Origin of the sequence: Robertmurraya sp. FSL W8-0741 (genome assembly GCF_038004005.1) — a bacterium.
Taxonomy (GTDB): Bacteria; Bacillota; Bacilli; order Bacillales; family Cytobacillaceae; genus Robertmurraya; species Robertmurraya siralis.
The window spans coordinates 621,052-639,500 of sequence record NZ_JBBOQG010000001.1 but is presented as its reverse complement, the minus strand read 5'-3'; the positions used below and the strand labels follow the sequence as shown (position 1 = coordinate 639,500).

Genomic DNA, 18,449 nt, shown 5'->3' with positions numbered 1-18,449 from the left:
TCCCTTTAATCAAATTTTAAGAATATTCATATATAATTATATCATTAAATCTAGAAAATGATAAAAATTCCTTTTTTTAAAAATAAAGTAAAATATTACTATATACATTTCAAACGTAATATCTTAGAATGGTATAAAATAACAATTCTAGAGGTGTTAATGATGAAGAAATTTGTAGTTCTCTTATGTTTGACGTTTTTACTTTTCATACCAGACTATGCCTTTGCATCATTTAGTAAAGAGCAGTCTATTGAGGAAAAAGTAATTTACTTAAAGTCAGAAATAACAGAAACTAATAAAATCATTGATAGAGCTGTCAACGGTGAAACAGATGTAAAAAATATCTATTTTGATGTATTACCTTCAATACAAAAACTAAGTTCAATTCCTATAAGCAATCTATTTAATAAAGAAGAATTTGAGGTGTTTTTAACTACTCAAAAACTTAAACAAACTCAATCATCAGAAGGTGTTATTACTACTGAATATGTTACAAATGCCGTAGTAACTTATCAAGACAAATCATCAGGAAACATAGTAGATCCTTCTTCAACTGTTAGAGGTGTTGTATCTATTCGTTGGCAAGAAAAGTTTGAGAATTCAAAAATGTATTTTAAATTATATAGCACTTCTGGAAGCTGGACATTACAGGATTCTACTTTTAATCTATCAAACAGAAAAGTTACTTATGGACAAGTCGGTTTAGAAGCATGTATTTACAATGATTGCAATTCAACTTCAAATCTTACCTCAAATTCTTTCACTAAGTATGCCCCATCTTCCTGGAGATGGTTGAGTAAAAATACTAATGCAAGTAGTCTTAGTTCTACCACCTCAGTTAACGTGAATAGAGGAACATCTACATTTGTATTTAGAATTCAAGTAATCAAACACGGGTTAGGAATTTAAAAATATAAAAACATAAATAACTCGCGATTAGTGCGCAATTTGGGTCATTTCTTGGTAAAACCAATTTCAAGGCTATAAAAAAATAATCGATATAGTCTTATAGAAGAATTTAAAATGTGTTCATGCTGTTTATTAAATAAATCCACTATTTTATATAAAGCAAGTATTTTTGCAGTATAAAAATAAATGAATCGGTCTCATAAGTAAGTGAGACAAAAATTAAAGTCAAATAAAATACTGTATAGTAGAAATGGAAAACTGTCTAGCCCAGGTATATGAGGTAAGCTTAAAATGCATAAATAAAGTTAGTGCCTCTACCTTGTAAGAACTAAAAACACTTTTAATTTAAAGCACGCTGCAGAACGAACCATGATCATTTTTATTACACTGAATTCCACTTTATGAAGAATTTGTATATTTATCTTTCTTTAAGTTTAATACATTGAACAGTATTAATAACCACCTATATTCATTAGTTAAAAAAACTTTGAACTTTCTGCAATTCAAAACCTCCTTGCCATTACAGCAAAGAGGTACATCATTCACATTATCCAAGCAATCTTTGGTAAATGGAGCGGGCCTGTGCTAAATCTTTTGTTCCATGGATAAGGGCTCGTCCATCTTTAAAAATCACGATTCGATTAGCTTCCATTTCGATTGATAATAAGTATGGATTTCCTTTCACTTCATAGTGAATCGAGCTTAAATGAGCGGCGAGCTCATTGAGATCCACCTCTCCTTCCTTTGACGGACGGATTTGCACCGTGTCTCGACCACATAACACTTCTGATTTCATCAAATTCTCTCGACTTAAGTATGGATACGTTCGCTCACTACCACAGGATAAGCAGCTTTCATCCTTTGCTCTCGACATTTTCATGCTGCTATATTGATTCCTCCATAAATCGAAGCTGACGAAAGAGTGACGCAGTGCCTCCCAGTCTTCCACGAGAATTTTTAATGCCTCAGCCGTTTGATGGGCCACAACCATCTGCACAGTTGGGGCAATAATCCCAACTGTATCACAAGTCATTCCCTGTACAGGAAGAGACTTAAGCAAACAATTAAGACATGGCGTCTTTCCAGGGATAATCGTGAAACTCATCCCAAAGCTTCCTACACAAGCACCGTAAATCCAAGGAATTTGATATTTATGGGCAATATCATTAAGCGCCATTCTTGTCTCAAAATTATCAGTCGCATCAAGGATGAGATCGACGCCCTTCACAAGTTCATCAAGCATTTCAGGAGTCGCATCACCAACTACGGCACAAAGCTCTACATCAGAGTTAATCGCTCTTAATCGCCGTTCTGCAGCCACAGCCTTCGGCAGTTTTTGTAGCACATCTTCCTCCGTATAAAGCTGTTGTCTCTGGAGATTGCTTGCTTCCACATAATCCCGATCGACAATCGTCAATTTCCCAACCCCTGCCCGAGTCAATATTTCACCATTGCTGGAACCGAGTGCGCCTGCACCAATCATGAGAACATGCTTTGCTCGCAGCTTCTCTTGTCCATTTTTCCCAATCGGAGCAAATAACATCTGTCTTGAATAGCGTTCGTACATCACTATCCCTCCTTTCCAGGTAGAAAAAACTGCCCAACGGACAGTTTAAATGAAAATCATTCTAAAAGGCTGATTGTAAAGCACACAAACCCTTGAGAAATGCGAAGTTACTCTAACAGGGCATATATGTAACTTTACAATGAAAGCAATTTGTATCCAGACAAAGGCAAGCAACGAAGAATGCGAGCGTTCGTCATCTGTCTGGAAATTAACCTCCGCTCACAGGAGGAATAAACGCAACTTCATCGCCTGCTTCAATAACATCCTCATTTGAAGCAAATTCTTCATTTATCGCTGTCATCGCAGAGTCAAGCTTCTGAAGGTTATATTCCGCTGCAAGTAATTCCTTCACTTCAGCAACTGTTCTCCCCGCTACATCGATGCGAATATTTTCTTCACCAACCTCATCCTTTAAATGAGCGAAAAATAGAATTTTATTCATATAAATCCTTCTCCTCTGGTTTTCCTGTAGGATATGCGACCTTTTCGAGCTGATCACCAATCCACTCTTCTCCGTCCTCCCAATGCTCCTTCTTCCAAATAGGAACGATTTCTTTAATTCGCTCGATCGCATGGCGATTGGCTTCATATGCATCAGCACGGTGAGGGGTTGACACAGCAATCACTACCGCTACATCGGTAATGTCTAATCTCCCAACACGATGGGTGATAGCTACCTCCGCGCCTGGCCACCGCTCTTTAATTTCATCACCAATTTGCTCAAGCTTTTTGACAGCCATTGACTCATAGGCCTCATAAATTAAATAAAGGGTCTTTTTCCCCTTCGTTAATTCCCTGACTGTCCCAATAAATGTCGTAATTGCCCCTGCATTGCGCTGTACAACCTTATCAATTACTGCTTGTATATTAATTGGTTCTTTTGCAATTTCAAAATTCATCATCTAGCACCCTCTTCAACGTCATTGTAAATTTCTCGGCTCCGCATTTACTACAACAGAATAGCCACCAATTGCCTCCACTCTAGCCTGAAACTCCTTTGACTGAATGATGCCTACTAATTGCTGCCCTCGGTCACTTTCAAAGAAAGACTTCGTCATGAGCAGATCGTACTCTTCATCAGCGATCGCAATAAAATCTAAGCCCATCGCCTTTGCTGCCGGGTAAATTCCAAGGCCGACCGCTTTCGGACTGCCCTTCACCTCAGCTGCAACACTAAGATGGGAAAACATCTCCCGATCATAACCATTGATTTGTTCTGGCTCTATCCCGTGCTCTCTTAATAATAAATCAAATAAGATTCTCGTGCCGGCTCCTTTTTGACGATTTACGAACAATGCTCCTTTTTCAGCAATATCAGAAACATTTTCGATATTTAACGGATTTCCTTTTGGCAGAAGCCACCCTTGCTTCCGTCTCAAAAAAGGGTAAAGAACGACTTCTTGCTCCGCAAGAAACTTCTTCACATAAGAAAGATTATATTGCTTTGTTTCAGGATCCAATAAATGAACCCCTGCCATATGAGCTTCCCCTTTTCTGATTGCCATAATCCCAGCCATACTGCCGACATGTGAAGAAATAATTTTGGCACTGTTCGATTGTGCTCGTAGGTAAGATGAGAGAATATCAATGGTTAAATCGTGGCTGCCATTAAACACCACTGCGGATTTTATTTCCTCCTCGGAACGAAGAAGCTCTATTTCAACATATTCCCCTTGTTCATACCCCAATTGTTCAGAAGGGACAACTAATAACCCGTCTGCTTTCACAAGAGACATTGTTACTCCTGCCGCTCTTGTTAGGGGATTAGCAATATATTCGCCTCCTACATAGCCAATCGTCATGCGCACAAAATCTTCGGCCCCCATTGTTGAAACAATCCTGCGCCCAAGTTTTACCCTTAACGTCTGCCTTTTCGGTTCTGTTGTTCCTAAATATGCACAAACAAGCGGGCGCACGAACCATTCAAGGGATAAATACGCGGAGACAGGATAGCCGGGAATACCAATAACAATGGTATCGTTTATTTTTCCTAAAATTACTGGCTTGCCCGGCCTTGTTGCCACACCATGGGTAAACACTTCTCCAAGCTCTTTGATTAAATGAACAGTATAGTCCTTTGAACCTGCTGATGAGCCAGCATTGATGACAACGATATCGGAAGTTTCGACGGCATGTAGCAAAGCTTGCTTAATTTCTTCCGGTTGATCCTTTACAATATCATGCAGGATCGGGGCCCCGCCCCACTCATAAATGTAGTTGGCGATTACAGAACCATTAAATTCGATTAATTTTCCTAGTTCAGCCCCTACACTCGGAGCAATTAATTCGTTTCCCGTTGGAATAATCGTTACAACAGGCGGACGCATCACCTTAATTTTTGTCGTTTGCGACGCCAATAATACCCCTATATCTACCGGTCTAATTTTATGTCCTTGCGAAAAAAGCATTTCTTCTTGGACGATGTCTTCACCTATCGGACGAATATGCAACCATGGAGAAGCCGGTTCAATAATTTCAACGACATCCTCCGATAACTCGTCCACATTTTCAATCATAATCACTGCATTGTATGGAGAAGGAATAATATTTCCTGTGTCCACATAGACAAAATCTTCATTTCGTTTTAGCTGAATTGGATTCTGTTCATGAGCCAAAAAAGTATCCTCAGCCCTTACAGCAATTCCATCCATAGCAGAAGCATGGTAGTGAGGCATTGAATTTAATGCAAATACTGGCTCCGCTGTTATTCTTCCTAATGCCTTATTGCTATCAATCCACTCCGTTTCCCTGCGCGGACGAAAATGGGTGAGAAGCTCTTCTACTGCCACTTTTCGAGGTTTATCCTGGAGGTATACTTTTCGTTTGTATTTTTTCATTGTTCCACACCTCATTGAAATAATATAACAGGTACTCGCTCTCCTTTATGGATCCCTTCACTCTCGGAAGCAATTTCCAACATCCCATCACTTTTTACAAGAGTAGAGATGAGCCCTGATTTCCCCAAAATCGGCTCGGCATACCATTCATTATTTTCTTCAAAAAGTCGAATGCGAATATAATCAGTACGACCTGGAGCAGAAGGGATATTTTTTGTTACCTTCGCAAAGGTGAGACTCAAATGATTCACGCTTCCTCCTCCAAGAATATCGAGAATCGGTTTGCCAAATAACGAAAAAATAATCATCGCTGAAGCTGGATGTCCAGGGAGACCAATAATCGGTTTTATTCCTGCTTGTGATAAAATCGTTGGTTTTCCTGGTTTAATTGAAATTCCATGGACATATACACCCGGATCTCCCAATGCTTCTATCACCTCGACCGAATAATCCTTCGTTCCCACTGAACTGCCACCTGTAAGGATAAGACAATCCGAAATATCGAGCAATTCTCTCGCTCGTCTTTCCAATTCATCTCGGCTATCTTCGACAATCCCGCCATAAATAAAATCAAGCCCCCATTGCTTAACTAATGAGCCAATGGTTGCCCCATTCATATCACGGACTTCTCCCATTCGCAAATCTGGCGACTCCATAGGAACAATCTCATCTCCCGAAGATAAATATCCTACCACCGGCTTTCGCCAAACTGAAACTTGATGAATTCCTTGGGAAGCAAGAGCGCCAATTTCTTGCGCACGCAGTTTAGTTCCTTTAGCTAAAAGCACCGCACCTTCTTTTAAATCTTCTCCGATTGATATTAAATTTTCCCCCGGTGCAACTTGCCGATATAAATTCAAAAGGTGACTTATTTCTTCGCAATGTTCAATCATAACAACAGCATCACTGCCATCCGGAAGCATTCCTCCAGTTGGAACATACATCGCTTCTCCGCTTTGTATTGGCCTTTCTGGCACCTGTCCCATCTTTACTTCCCCCACTACAGTTAAAAAGCCTGGCATGCTCTCTGATGAGCCAAATGTATCCTTAGCTCTAACAGCATAGCCATCAACAGAAGAACGGCGGAAATTTGGAACATTCTCTCGTACAGTTATATCTTCAGCTAAAACGAAATGAAGTGCATGATCGAGAGGCATTGTAATGGCCTCTGTCAGCGGTTTTACCATCTTATGAATTAACTTTTGAGTTTCTTCCACTGATTTAACCTGGAAAAATTTCATATCATCTCTACCCTTTGCTTATGCCATTTTTCATACTCATCTTCTTGGCCTGCTCATACTCTTCCGGATGATTCATATTAAATAAGTCAGATTCACTCAGCTTAATGCCGTAATCATTCAATTCTTTTTCATCCATTATTTTAACATGAATATTCCGAAACATCCCTCTTATCCGCAATTGCTTCTGTTCCAGCGCTGCTTTTGCCTCTTCTTTTACTTCCTTTCGATAAGCGGCAAATAAAGGATGGATCTTATCAGAAATTTTAGGTACTGCTACTTGGTACTCTGCCAATTGCCCAAGAAGCACGGAACCAAGTTGCGCCGAAATAAACGGCATATCGCAGGCAACAAGCAAATTTTGCTCTGTTTTAGTTGCGCTTAGTCCAGCATGAATACCTGCAAGCGGCCCCATACCCTTCCACTCATCTTCCACCATGGGAAGATTTAAAAAAGCATAATCTTCAAACGAGTTAGTAACAATGATAATGTTGTTAACTATCGAATCTAGCTCTGCCACCACATGCTCAATCACAGATTTTCCGTCTATCCTTAATAATGCTTTATTGGTACCCATTCGACTCGATTTACCGCCGGCTAATATTATTCCTGTCGCTTCCATTTCTCCACCTCATCAAAAACATAAGCTCCGTATATTAATTTACTTTCGTATCGTCAGGCATACCATATCCGTTTTCTTGCGCAATGAAATCTAAATGAATGGATTTAATATCAAGAAGGGCAATGGAGTCCTTTTTGATCATTTTGCGAACATCAATTACCTTTGTATAGCCGTTGCAGTCATGACAAACATGAATCTCCGCACTATCATCCTTTTCAACCTTGAGGATTTCCAATTTTCCAGGTTCCTCACTGCCGCAATGGGCACAGTTAATTTTTTTCACTTCCCAAGCATAATGACAGCGGGGACAAGTAACTTCTTTTCTTCCTTTTTTGTTAATAATAGCAAGGCGAGGAGCCTCTCCACAAGCTGGACAGCAACCATGAACATCAGCTTTTTTTAATTCGTCTCTTATTTCAGCGGTAGCTCTTTGGAGAAATGGACGGATCGCGTGCTCAGCCACAAAATAAGGAAGCCAGCTTGCAATATGATGTTCTTCTGCAAATGCTTGAAAATAACGCTGATGAACAGTTAGCACCTCGGGATGCCACTGTTCCAATATTTTTGTTGAAATTCTTGATTTTAACGCTTTAGTATCAGCCTCAAGTGAAGGCTGCTTCTCTTCTAATAGTGTAAGCAGTTCTTCAATAAAACGATGATATTGTTGAAAATCGACCGACAGCTGCACTTGAGGAAGCACAGGATACTGGGTCAATGCCCTTACTTGTTCTATATCGATCAACTTCTCGGCCTCTAATTGCTGACTCCATTTATCATTTAACAATTGAATCTGTTCTTCCAATTGTTGATATTCTTTATTGAGCACATTCATATTATTCACCTCTTCATTAATAGAGGAAAGGCTACCCAAAAGTTGGGTAGCACTTTCCACATCATGATCATTCAATAGCCCTCTATCCTGTTATCAAGTTTCGAATGGTTCTTCTTAGGCATGCTTTTTTGATTTCTTCTTTTCTTCTTCCTTCAATTCATCGTACCAGCGACCATGATGATGTTCTGCATAATCTTCCGTTACATCACCCTTGAAGATGCCACGCAAAGATGGTTTTGCTAGTGCCACGGACATATAAATATGGCCGATCGCTACCGCCGCAGCAAGACCAAGTCCAATATTATGAATAGGGTAGGCCCACATGATGATTCCCTTTGCGAAATATTGCGGGAACCACATGACAAGACCCGAACAAATCAACATAATCGTCGTAATGATCATGAGCCAAGAATTAAGCTTTTCTCCTGCATTAAAGAAATCCTGTTTTGGAGTATTCGACTTCATTCCGAAGAACTCTTTTCCAAACTGGGGGAAAAACTGAAAATCGTGTTTCTTCCAAGTGAAAATATTTTTGCTCCATGTTCTTAAGCCATGGCGATCAAAAAGTAATAAAATTGGAAGTGGCAGCATAAAAGCTACTGCTGCAATTCTATGAATTAAACGTGCCCCTTCTGGACCACCAAGTATTGGATAGAGCCAATTGAAAAAGTCTGTATACATCGGCAGTGCAGAGATATAGAGAACAAAGAATGCACCAGCATTTACCCAGTGAGCAATAATAAAACCTAAATTGAATCGTTTAACCATTTTTTGATTCCCATGATTACTCATGATCCTGGCCTCCTTTATGCTCCCCTTTCTCTCTGTTCATCGCATGGGCAATGACTGAGCCGACCACTGCCATCGTTGTGACGCCGAACATTGCTTTTCCTAGCGGTTGAGCATAGTCCTTCCATACGATTTGTGATAGTGGCACCTTCGGATTTTCCGGAAGTCCGTATACGGACGGCTTATCTGCAAGCAAGTAGACTGTCGTTGTCCCCTTGATTCCTTGCGGATTATAAATATTCGCGTTCGGGAAGCGTTCCTTAATTTTTGCTAAACGCTGTTCAGCCTCGGATAACACTTTTTCCTTTTCATCATAGATAAGGCAATCTGTATGACAAGCTGTTACACACGCTGGCTCCAGCCCTTGCTCAAGGCGATCTGTACAAAGAGTGCATTTTTGCGCTCTGCGATATTCTTTCCCATGTTTGTCCTTATAGGTAGCCAACTCAACCACGTCAAACGTACAGTTTTGCACACAGTATCCACAGCCAACACATTTATCATGATCAATGACGACAGAACCAAATTCTGTATGACTAATCGCATCCTCTGGACATGCTTTTTCACAAGCAGCTTCGACGCAATGTAAGCATGATTGATGTCTAAATAACCACTCAAAACCACCATTTGCCGTTTCATGCTCATTATAAGTAATCACATTCCATGTATGAGCATTTACCTTCGCATGTGATTGAATGGAGCCGGAATATTCTTCCGTTACGGTAGGAAGGTCATTCCAGTTTTTACAAGCAACCATACATGCACGACAACCGTCACATTTTGTTACATCTACAAATTTAATATAATCGGCCATCATTACACCCTCCTTACATCGCACAGGAATGCTTTATATTCCGGTATTGTTGAGTTTGCACATCCAATATGCGGTGTTAAGCGGTTTGCCGTAGCACCTGTTGCAATTCCCTTATAGCCAAAATGCCATGGCATCCCAATGTGATGTACAGTTTTTTCCTTTAATTTATACGGTTTAAAACGCTTCGTAATCATGGCGTATGCTTCAATTTCACCACGCGCAGTTGCGACGATCACTTTATCCTTTTCTTTAATGCCTTTTTCTTTGGCAAGCTCTTCACTTATCTCAATGAACATATGGTTGACAAGCTCTGCCAGCCAAGGAACATTTCTTGTCATTGCACCGGACTGCCAGTGCTCTGATAAACGATAAGTTGTTGCAACAATTGGATATTTATCCGCTTCCCCTTTTGCATTCATTTCTTCTTCACCAAATTGGACAGCTGGGTTCAACTGCACACTGGAGAATGCATTGGAAATTGGATTTTCGTATGGCTCGTAATGTTCAGGGAACGGTCCCTCATTTAATTTCGCTGCCGCATAGAGCGCACCTTTTCCGCCTGCCATCATAATGAATGGATCATTGAAGGTCGGGTCATCCGGACCCTTCGTTGCCACAAAATCAGGAATATCATATCCTGTCCACTTGCCTTCCTGTGCATTCCATTCTATTCCTACCCGCTCCTTGCTCCATGCTTTTCCGTTGAGGTCAGCACTCGCACGATTGTAAAGGATTCGACGGTTTGCAGGCCATGCAAAGGACCAATTCAAGAAGTTGCTCATACCTTCGTTTGTATTATCACGACGTTTTGCTAGATTTTCATTTTCAGGATAGAAACCTGTATAAATCCAACATCCAGCAGTAGTCGAGCCGTCGTCTTGAAGGTCACCAAACGATTGAATTTGCTTCTTTGTCTTCCAATCATAACCATTAATATCTCTACATACTAGTTCAATATCTGGATGGTCATCGTCCCCGTAATTCCAATATAAGGCGTTAATTTGTTTCGCAGCAGGGGTTGATTCGTTTTTGTAAAGCTCTTTCAAGCGGCGTGCTAACATATGGGTAATTTCTAAATCAGCACGAGATTCTCCCTTCGGAGCAATTCCTTGCCAACGATATTGCATCCAACGTCCTGAGTTTGTCACAGAACCTTCTTTTTCAAAGGATGAACATGCTGGTAGAAAAATGACTTCCGTTTGAACCGAAGAGGGGTCGTTTCCCGCTTCTTTTTGCCAGAAAGCAGATGTTTCCGTCTCGAATAGGTCCACTGCTACCATCCACTTTAAGTTAGCCATGGCAGCCTGTTCTTTAAAGCTGTTCGGACCACCGACAACTGGATTTGATCCGAAAAGGATTAAGCCCTCAAGCTCTTTTCGGTGCATCGCATCAAATAAGCGCATAAACGAGTAGTCTTTCCCAGGTGCGATTTTTGGCATAAAGTGATAGCCGAATTCATTATCGGCTGTCGCGTTATCCCCATAGAATGACTTCAGCATACTTGTGTAAAACTTTGGCTTATTGACCCAATACCCTGATGCTGGAGTAATTCGATCCAAGAAACCTTGGTAAGTTGAATCTCCTTCAGAGCCTGTCGGTACTTCCATATAACCTGGGACATTGTGATAAAGTAAACCGAAATCAGTTGAACCTTGAACATTGGACTCCCCACGCAGAGCATTTACACCACCACCGGCAATTCCAATATTTCCAAGGAGTAATTGCAGAATTGCATATGCACGAATATTTTGCGTACCAACTGTATGCTGAGTACCACCCATTGCATAAAGAATCGTTCCTGCTTTGCCTACTTCACCTGTTGAACCATACGTTTTACAAATATCCATGTAGGTATCCTTATCCGTACCCGTCACTCCAACTACTGTGTCAATATCATAGCGCGCATAGTGTTTTTTCATAAGTTGATAGACACAATTTGGATCGGTTAATGTTGGATCGGTTAAAACATTTCCTTCCTCATCCGTTTTGAAGGCCCATTGCGATTGATCATATTTTCTTGTCGCTTCGTCATAACCGCTGAACATTCCGTCCTCAAACTTATACGTATCCGCAACAATATAAGCTGCATTCGTATAATGAGCTACATATTCTTTATGGTAAAGTTCATGCTCTAAAACATAATTAATCATCCCGCCGATAAAAGCGATATCCGTTCCTGAGCGGAGTTGTCCATATACGTTCGCCATTTGTGATGTTCTCGTATAACGGGGATCTACAGAAATCAATTTACCCCCCTTTTCAATGGCCTTTGAGATCCATCTAAAGCTAATTGGATGATTTTCTGCAGGATTTGCCCCAATAACCATAAGGACATCAGCAAATTGCAGATCATTCCAATGATTTGTCATTGCTCCACGACCGAATGTAGGCGCCAGACCGGCAACCGTTGAACTGTGTCATATTCGGGCCTGGTGTTCAATATAAGATAGCCCTAGACCAGCACGGAACAATTTCTGAAGCAAATGGCATTCCTCGTTATCCAACGCTGCACCGCCTAAATAGGCAATCGCATCAGTTCGATTAACGGTGATTCCATTTTCTTTCTCCATGAACGTTTTATCTCTTGTTTCCTTAATGTTTTTCGCTACTTTATCAAGCGCAAAATCCCAATCTACCTCTTCCCATTTAGAACTTCCTGGGGCCCTGTACATTGGCTTAGTCACACGTTTTTCTGATGTATATACTTGACGCACTGTCGTTCCTTTACTGCATAAAGTGCCTTCGTTTATTGGATGATCAGGATCACCCTCTGTATAAACAACATCATCTTCATTTGCGTAAACTAGTATTCCGCAGCCTACAGAACAATAAGGACAGATAGTAGGTGTTGGCGTTAGTTTCGCAATCTTAAATTCCTCTGACTGTGCTTTTGCTGACTTCTCGTCAAATCCAAGCTCAACAACTGCCAAAGTAGCAGCTACTGCACCAGACAGTTTAAGGAACTGCCTTCTTGTTACATTCACTTCCATTTCTCTTCCCCCTCCGTTGTGTTTATTTTCTTTTCCATAAATAGAAAAAATAATAATTATATAGAAAATCCTACCTATCCCCGTCAGATCCTTTGTAACGAAGTATCTGACCCATGTTAAAAAAGGCTAGTTAGGATTAGCCCCCAAAACTCTTTCTTCCAAGTCATATATCACTCTACCAAGTGATGTATATTGAATGGCCATTCTCCCCCTTAAATATCCAACCACTTCAATATTTAAATATTTAGCAAGTTGAACGGCTTGTTTTGTGGCAGCAGTCCTTGAAGCAACGACTGGAAAGCCAAACTTCGCTGCTTTTGATAGCATCTCATAGGATATTCTACCGGTCGTAAGCAACAATAAAGAAGACGGTTCTAACTCATTTCTAATCGCATGACCGATAATTTTATCAACTGCATTATGACGCCCAATATCCTCACGAATGGTCATAGCTCCACTTTCCTCGACAATGCAAGCTCCATGCATTCCGCCCGACTCAAGATAAAGAGGGGAATTTCTAGCAAACTCGCTTCTCTTTTTTAAGAGATAAGAAAGTTGGTATGTTTTTCCTACCTCAACCTTGTTAAACGTTTTCACATCTGTCATGGAGAAAAAAGTAACCCCTCTGCCGCAGCCAGCAGTGTAGTGTTTTTTCTTTGAAAACATCTTTTCTGTATTAAAATTTGTCGCTAATGTAACATCGATGACGCCACTTTCTTCATTAATTAGAACCGTTTGTACATCAGCAGCACACTCAATCATTCCTTCAGAAAAAAGATACCCATAAACCCAATCCTCTAAATCCTGTTTCGTTAACTGAAAGACCGCAATTTCAAAATCATTGACTACAAGAGTAATAGGATACTCCTCCGGGCAACCTTTTTGGTTCATAACTATTCACCTCGTCAGCAAACCCAGCTTGGTTCACTTGTTTATTTTAAAAAAACAGCTCCTTCGATTTCTGCGACAAATATCACAAGTTTATACTTGCTATCGAAGTTAGCATGAAGGCGTTCACAAATGATTTCTGCAACTCATTCGTGTCGTTGGTCCAGCTCTTTTTCATTGTTAAAAACGAATGTTTATGACTCATCTTTTTGAAACCAAACACTATATACGGATATTAACGAATAAAACAATAATATCGTTCGTGTTAATCTTTCCGATAAAAAAGGCACATTCGATGAAATTGTGAAATTATTTTTTGTCTATTCAGTGACATTTTTTATTCTCCAATAATTTCAAGTTATATGTTTTTGGCAAGAATGTTAACAAAAAATGGGAAAGTAGATTTAATATATTCAGCGTTTTTATAGTGCAATTGGATAGTGTTACGATCGTAGCTTAAATCTTATTGCCTATTAATTCTGTAACTTTTATCACACTTACGTAGTGAAAATGAGGATGTCTACACTCTTATCATAAACCACCCTTTTACCTTGTTAATGTTGCAAATTTGACATTCCAGCGTCTTCACAGAATGTTCAAAATTGTAGAGACCACGATTCACAATTTGCACATACTTTATGTGCACTGATTTTTTTTAATAATGTCCGTAGTCGTTCTAAAATTGATTAACCTGTCTCTTTAAGATAAAATGAAAAACAAAACACTTCATTAGGGGGCAACTACAATGTCAATGAAAAAAGCTTTAACCATCGCAGGTTCAGACACAAGCGGCGGGGCCGGTATTCAAGCTGACTTAAAAACATTCCAGGAACTCGATGTTTATGGAATGTCTGCTATTAACGTCATTGCTACGATGGATCCAAAAAACAATTGGCGCCACAGCGTTTTTCCTCTTTCAATCGATTCCTTTGAGGCACAGCTAGAAACGGTATTTTCTGTTAATCTCGATGCTTTGAAAACGGGAATGCTAGCAAATGTCGAAGTTATTGAGCGGATTGCAAAGGCAATTGATGAATATGGCGTGAAAAATGTGGTCATCGATCCAGTGATGGTTTGTAAAGGTGAGGATGAGGTGTTAAACCCTGAGAATGCAACTGCATTAAGGGATGTGCTCGTACCTAGAGCTTTAATTGTTACACCAAATTTATTTGAGGCTTCCCAACTTGCTGGAACTGCCCCAATCAAAACGATAGATGATATGAAAGAAGCGGCTGCAAAGATCCATGCTCTCGGAGCAAAGTATGTTCTCATTAAAGGCGGAAGCAAGCTGGATCATGACAAAGCAGTTGACCTGCTCTTTAACGGGGAAGAATACAAGCTTTATGAGAGTGAAAAAATTGATACAACCTATGTGCACGGTGCGGGTTGTTCTTATTCTGCAGCAATCACTGCTGAGCTAGCAAAAGGGAAATCCGTATTAGAAGCCATTGCACTTGCAAAAGATTTTGTTACGGCTGCCATTCGTCATGGCTTTAAATTAAATGAATATGTTGGACCAACAATGCACGGAGCGTACCGTACGTTTGGTGCAGAAAGAAAATAAACGATAAACAGACTGCCGTTTACAAAAGGGCTAGTGAAAAAAGAGCATCCAAGAGGCTGCTCATAGACTGTAGACAAACTCGATGAAATCAAGTTGCCTACAGTCTATTTTGATTTAGAATATTCATTAAAAGTTATATAAAGATGATAGTAAAATGATGACGAGAAATCCTATTACAGACAGAGACCCATTCGAAATGATTACAGTAGAGCAGTTGGTACCTCAAGATCATTTAATACGTTAGCTCGAGTCTGCAATTGATTTCTCCTTCATTTATCCGTAACTGCGGACCATGTTTTTTTGGTTCAGCAGTTTGTTTTATAATTGTCACTAATAATCGAATTGAACTCTTGAGTTGCAAACCTCTTTTGTTCCGATCAATCGAATTGCGAGCTTATTCGGACTGAAGTCTTGATCGCTTTGCCCGTTCTGTCCGATTACAACTCTTATTCGGACTGAAGTCTTGATCGCTTTACCCGTTCTGTCTGAAAACCTCTCATTGGGGCCACTGCTCCGTGGAGGCTCACCGCCCCCGGAAAGCAAGCGCTTGGAGCTGAAATTAACGTATTTTAACCGCAATTCCATCCAAAATGCCAAAAGACAGCGAGAGTACTCTCGATGCCTTTGTTGAAAAGCTGAGCGCATCCAAGAGGCTGCTCTTTTTTTGATTCGGATTTTTGGAAGAAAGCTGCACTAAAAAGTAACACACTGGCAATGATGCCTCAGCTTCGCGCCATTCATCACCATATCTTTGTAATGACATTCAAAACAACTGCAATAAACACCAGAATTCCCAACCTATAAGAGCCCTTTTTAAGTAGATTGATCATGGTTGTAAGCCAACTATTTCTTTTTTGCCATCAATTTTAGTAGAATGAATGTACGCTTGGATGTTTTAAAGGAGGTATTCTACATTGGAAGCAGTGAATACGGAAATTGTACAAAAAGAACTTAATCGCTTAGCTAATCAAGAAGTATATATCCATCTTGAAACGACTAATGGTGCATATGCAACCCACCATGATGAATCTTTTTTTTCATCAGGTGCTTACATTCGTAACGCAAAGTTAGTTTACACGCTTGGAAAAATTACAGGGCCGAATCCATATCGTGTAGGATTAAAACTGGATATTGGCTGGGTGTATGCCGAGGGAATCACTCATTATGAAATGGATGAAAAAGGAAGATTGCTTCTAGCCGGTCATGATTTTCAAGGCAAGCTCGCTGTTGCCTTAGAGATTAGCCAAACACCATTTGAATAGTTGAAAATGGAGCTGGCATAAAATTAGAACGACTGAAAATAACTCACTATAAAGTTATAGTATGGAAGGAGAAGATCTTTAATGGAAAAAGAACGGCATGTATTAGTTATTTTCCCTCATCCAGACGATGAGGCATTTGGTGTTTCAGGTACGATCGCCAGTCATATTAGCAATGGTACACCGGTCACTTATGCTTGCCTGACGTTAGGTGAAATGGGGAGAAACATGGGAAATCCTCCTTTCTGTAATCGGGAAACACTTCCACAAATACGAAAGCAGGAGCTGCAAAATGCCGCACAAACATTAGGAATCACTGACTTAAGAATGCTTGGCTATCGAGATAAAACCGTTGAGTTCGAAGATCAAGAGAAATTGATCAATGACTTTAGTTCAATCATTGCTGAAGTCAATCCTTCGCTTATTATTAGTTTTTACCCTGGATATTCTGTCCATCCAGACCATGATGCAACAGGGGCCGCTGTCGTTGAAACCGTAAAGCGAATGGCAAAAGAGAAAAGACCGAAATTAAATTTAGTGGCATTCTCAAAGAACTGTGTTGAGGAGTTAGGGGAACCAGATATTATTCATGATGTTCATCCTTTTATTTCAACAAAGCTTGCGACAATTAAAGCGCATCGTTCCCAGACCCAATTAATGGTCGCCGATGCCGAGAAAAAACTGAAGCAAAACGACCCACAAATTATTGCGTGGCTACAAAACGAGCGCTTCTGGAGCTACAAAATAGATTAAGTCAGGAGATCAGTAAGGGATCGTGTAAAGAGTCCGACCTTTTTACTCAGTCCCTTCTTTCTTTCCTTCGACTTCTTCCTTTAAATATCGCAGCAAATAACCATCTTCCTGTTTAAGGATTTTCACAAGTGCACGCCTTGAGAAAAAGCTGAACAGCCCTTTTATTTTTACATCGGCTTCAAACTGAGCTTGTGTCCCTTCTTCAATCGCTTCAAATAAGTATTTATACGTAATCGTGATGGCACCTGCCACACTTTCCGTTGTATAAACTCGATTGGGCTCATACTCAATAATTTCAATTTCCGCTTTTGTCTCTCTTCCGCGAACATTTCTTGTTTCTAATAGTTTCGTCCCTTTTTTAATCGGACCCTCTGTCAATTTTTCTAACTTCACCACATTAGGCATGATATCTGTAATATTTTCCAACGTTATTAAATACTCAAATACTTCCGCTACAGGTCTCTCAATGATAATACTTGATTGGAAATCCGCCATAACACAACCTCATCTTTCAAAAAGTGATAGGATTATCGTCTCAAAAGCTACAAGTATTAGTCAAGAGTCAAAAAGTTTTAAAATTCTTGGCTTTGTTATGTATCGGTGTTCATTTTTAGATCACTTTCTATATCCTTTTAGCTTAACTAAAAGACGAGGATGTCCGAAAAACTTAGCATTTCCTGCAGGAGTCGTCCTCTTAAGTAATTTGCCCAATACTCATATGTACTTCAGACTAATAAAGTTCTTTATAGTCCTCTTTTAACATTTCTTCTAAATCCTCTGATAAATAATCGGATAACTTAGTGTGATCACGTAGCATATTTGCCGCGGATGGTAACTTCGCTTTACTATGCCATGATGAAGAATCCCATAGCCTAGATCTTTTAAATGCTTTGGCACAATGGATAAAACACTCGTTCACCTCGACAGCAACAGCTAACATGGGGGTTTTCCCATTTACAGCCATTTGCTTAAGCAACTCCTCATCCTTCACTATAAAAGCTTTTCCGTTGACCCGCAACGTTTCTCCTAATCCTGGAATAAAAAATAAGAGCCCCACCTTTGGATTGCTAATTATGTTTGAGAGCGAATCCACCCTCTTGTTACCCGGCCTTTCAGGAATGATTAAATAATTCTTGTTTAAAACCAATACAAAACCCGGACTGTCTCCCCTTGGTGATACATCACAAAACCCCGACTTATCAGCTGTCGACATTGTCAAAAAAGGCGATAAAGAGATGAACGTACGACAATGTTCATCCAAATAACGGACAACTTTTTTGGTTACAATTTCACTTGGATAACCAACTAACGCTCGTAATTCTTCTTCTGATCCTATCATTTTATTAAATGGTAATTCTCGACGCATTCATTTCCCTCCTTTCCTATT

Annotated in this window: 18 protein-coding genes; 4 read left to right on the top strand and 14 right to left on the bottom strand. The window is 40.0% G+C overall.

Going from position 1 to position 18,449, the window contains the following annotated elements:
• Window positions 1-159 precede the first annotated feature (159 nt).
• Complete coding sequence (locus NST02_RS03145; protein WP_340947970.1) at window positions 160-909, top strand: hypothetical protein; 750 nt, start codon at window positions 160-162, stop codon at window positions 907-909.
• A 547-nt stretch (window positions 910-1,456) separates the two neighbouring features.
• Here NST02_RS03145 and NST02_RS03140 read toward each other — a convergent pair.
• The 11 genes from NST02_RS03140 to fdhD form a co-directional block, all read right to left on the bottom strand.
• Complete coding sequence (locus tag NST02_RS03140) at window positions 1,457-2,476, bottom strand: thiazole biosynthesis adenylyltransferase ThiF (protein ID WP_095312229.1); 1,020 nt, start codon at window positions 2,474-2,476, stop codon at window positions 1,457-1,459.
• 208 nt (window positions 2,477-2,684) lie between these two features.
• Window positions 2,685-2,918 carry a molybdopterin converting factor subunit 1 gene (gene moaD / locus NST02_RS03135; RefSeq protein ID WP_095312232.1) on the bottom strand — a complete coding sequence of 78 codons (234 nt, stop codon included), beginning with the start codon at window positions 2,916-2,918 and terminating at the stop codon, window positions 2,685-2,687.
• Entirely contained in the window at window positions 2,911-3,375 is a 465-nt protein-coding gene (locus NST02_RS03130; RefSeq protein ID WP_095312234.1) for a molybdenum cofactor biosynthesis protein MoaE, read from the bottom strand. Before NST02_RS03130 ends, moaD begins: the two co-directional genes overlap by 8 nt.
• A gap of 21 nt (window positions 3,376-3,396) precedes the next feature.
• Window positions 3,397-5,313 carry a molybdopterin biosynthesis protein gene (locus NST02_RS03125; protein WP_340947966.1) on the bottom strand — a complete coding sequence of 639 codons (1,917 nt, stop codon included), beginning with the start codon at window positions 5,311-5,313 and terminating at the stop codon, window positions 3,397-3,399.
• 11 nt (window positions 5,314-5,324) lie between these two features.
• The gene (locus NST02_RS03120; RefSeq protein ID WP_137743441.1) at window positions 5,325-6,554 is read right to left on the bottom strand and encodes a molybdopterin molybdotransferase MoeA; all 1,230 of its coding nucleotides are present in this window, start codon (window positions 6,552-6,554) and stop codon (window positions 5,325-5,327) included.
• A gap of 7 nt (window positions 6,555-6,561) precedes the next feature.
• A complete protein-coding gene (gene mobA, locus NST02_RS03115) occupies window positions 6,562-7,173 on the bottom strand; it encodes a molybdenum cofactor guanylyltransferase (protein WP_137743440.1) in 612 nt (203 codons plus the stop codon).
• Between the two features lie 34 nt (window positions 7,174-7,207).
• Window positions 7,208-8,005, bottom strand: a complete 798-nt coding sequence (locus tag NST02_RS03110; protein ID WP_137743439.1) for a formate dehydrogenase accessory protein FdhE — start codon at window positions 8,003-8,005, stop codon at window positions 7,208-7,210.
• A gap of 114 nt (window positions 8,006-8,119) precedes the next feature.
• Entirely contained in the window at window positions 8,120-8,797 is a 678-nt protein-coding gene (locus tag NST02_RS03105; protein WP_212934049.1) for a formate dehydrogenase subunit gamma, read from the bottom strand.
• Window positions 8,790-9,611 carry a 4Fe-4S dicluster domain-containing protein gene (locus NST02_RS03100; RefSeq protein ID WP_306421094.1) on the bottom strand — a complete coding sequence of 274 codons (822 nt, stop codon included), beginning with the start codon at window positions 9,609-9,611 and terminating at the stop codon, window positions 8,790-8,792. Before NST02_RS03100 ends, NST02_RS03105 begins: the two co-directional genes overlap by 8 nt.
• The gene (gene fdnG / locus NST02_RS03095) at window positions 9,611-12,592 is read right to left on the bottom strand and encodes a formate dehydrogenase-N subunit alpha (RefSeq protein WP_137744921.1); all 2,982 of its coding nucleotides are present in this window, start codon (window positions 12,590-12,592) and stop codon (window positions 9,611-9,613) included. Before fdnG ends, NST02_RS03100 begins: the two co-directional genes overlap by 1 nt.
• Before the next feature lie 132 nt (window positions 12,593-12,724).
• Window positions 12,725-13,489, bottom strand: coding sequence for a formate dehydrogenase accessory sulfurtransferase FdhD (fdhD, locus tag NST02_RS03090; protein ID WP_095312541.1), 765 nt, complete (start codon window positions 13,487-13,489; stop codon window positions 12,725-12,727).
• 742 nt (window positions 13,490-14,231) lie between these two features.
• On the opposite strand from fdhD, the gene pdxK reads away from it, so the two are divergent.
• Complete coding sequence (gene pdxK, locus NST02_RS03085; RefSeq protein ID WP_340947960.1) at window positions 14,232-15,050, top strand: pyridoxine/pyridoxal/pyridoxamine kinase; 819 nt, start codon at window positions 14,232-14,234, stop codon at window positions 15,048-15,050.
• A gap of 559 nt (window positions 15,051-15,609) precedes the next feature.
• Here the strand turns inward: pdxK and NST02_RS03080 are convergent.
• Window positions 15,610-15,813 (bottom strand): hypothetical protein, encoded by a 204-nt coding sequence (locus NST02_RS03080; RefSeq protein ID WP_095312535.1) that lies wholly within the window; start codon window positions 15,811-15,813, stop codon window positions 15,610-15,612.
• 151 nt (window positions 15,814-15,964) lie between these two features.
• Here NST02_RS03080 and NST02_RS03075 point away from each other — a divergent pair, with 151 nt between their 5' ends.
• Both NST02_RS03075 and bshB2 read left to right on the top strand, forming a co-directional pair.
• Window positions 15,965-16,312 (top strand): YojF family protein, encoded by a 348-nt coding sequence (locus tag NST02_RS03075; protein WP_095312533.1) that lies wholly within the window; start codon window positions 15,965-15,967, stop codon window positions 16,310-16,312.
• A gap of 81 nt (window positions 16,313-16,393) precedes the next feature.
• A complete protein-coding gene (gene bshB2, locus NST02_RS03070) occupies window positions 16,394-17,062 on the top strand; it encodes a bacillithiol biosynthesis deacetylase BshB2 (RefSeq protein ID WP_095312529.1) in 669 nt (222 codons plus the stop codon).
• Window positions 17,063-17,104: 42 nt separating this feature from the next.
• Here the strand turns inward: bshB2 and NST02_RS03065 are convergent, their stop codons facing one another.
• Together NST02_RS03065 and NST02_RS03060 are read right to left on the bottom strand one after the other, a co-directional pair.
• On the bottom strand, window positions 17,105-17,557 hold the full coding sequence (locus NST02_RS03065) for an SRPBCC family protein (protein ID WP_095312526.1): 453 nt from the start codon (window positions 17,555-17,557) through the stop codon (window positions 17,105-17,107).
• Between the two features lie 235 nt (window positions 17,558-17,792).
• A complete protein-coding gene (locus NST02_RS03060; protein ID WP_340947959.1) occupies window positions 17,793-18,428 on the bottom strand; it encodes a pyridoxamine 5'-phosphate oxidase family protein in 636 nt (211 codons plus the stop codon).
• Between the last annotated feature and the right edge of the window lie 21 nt (window positions 18,429-18,449).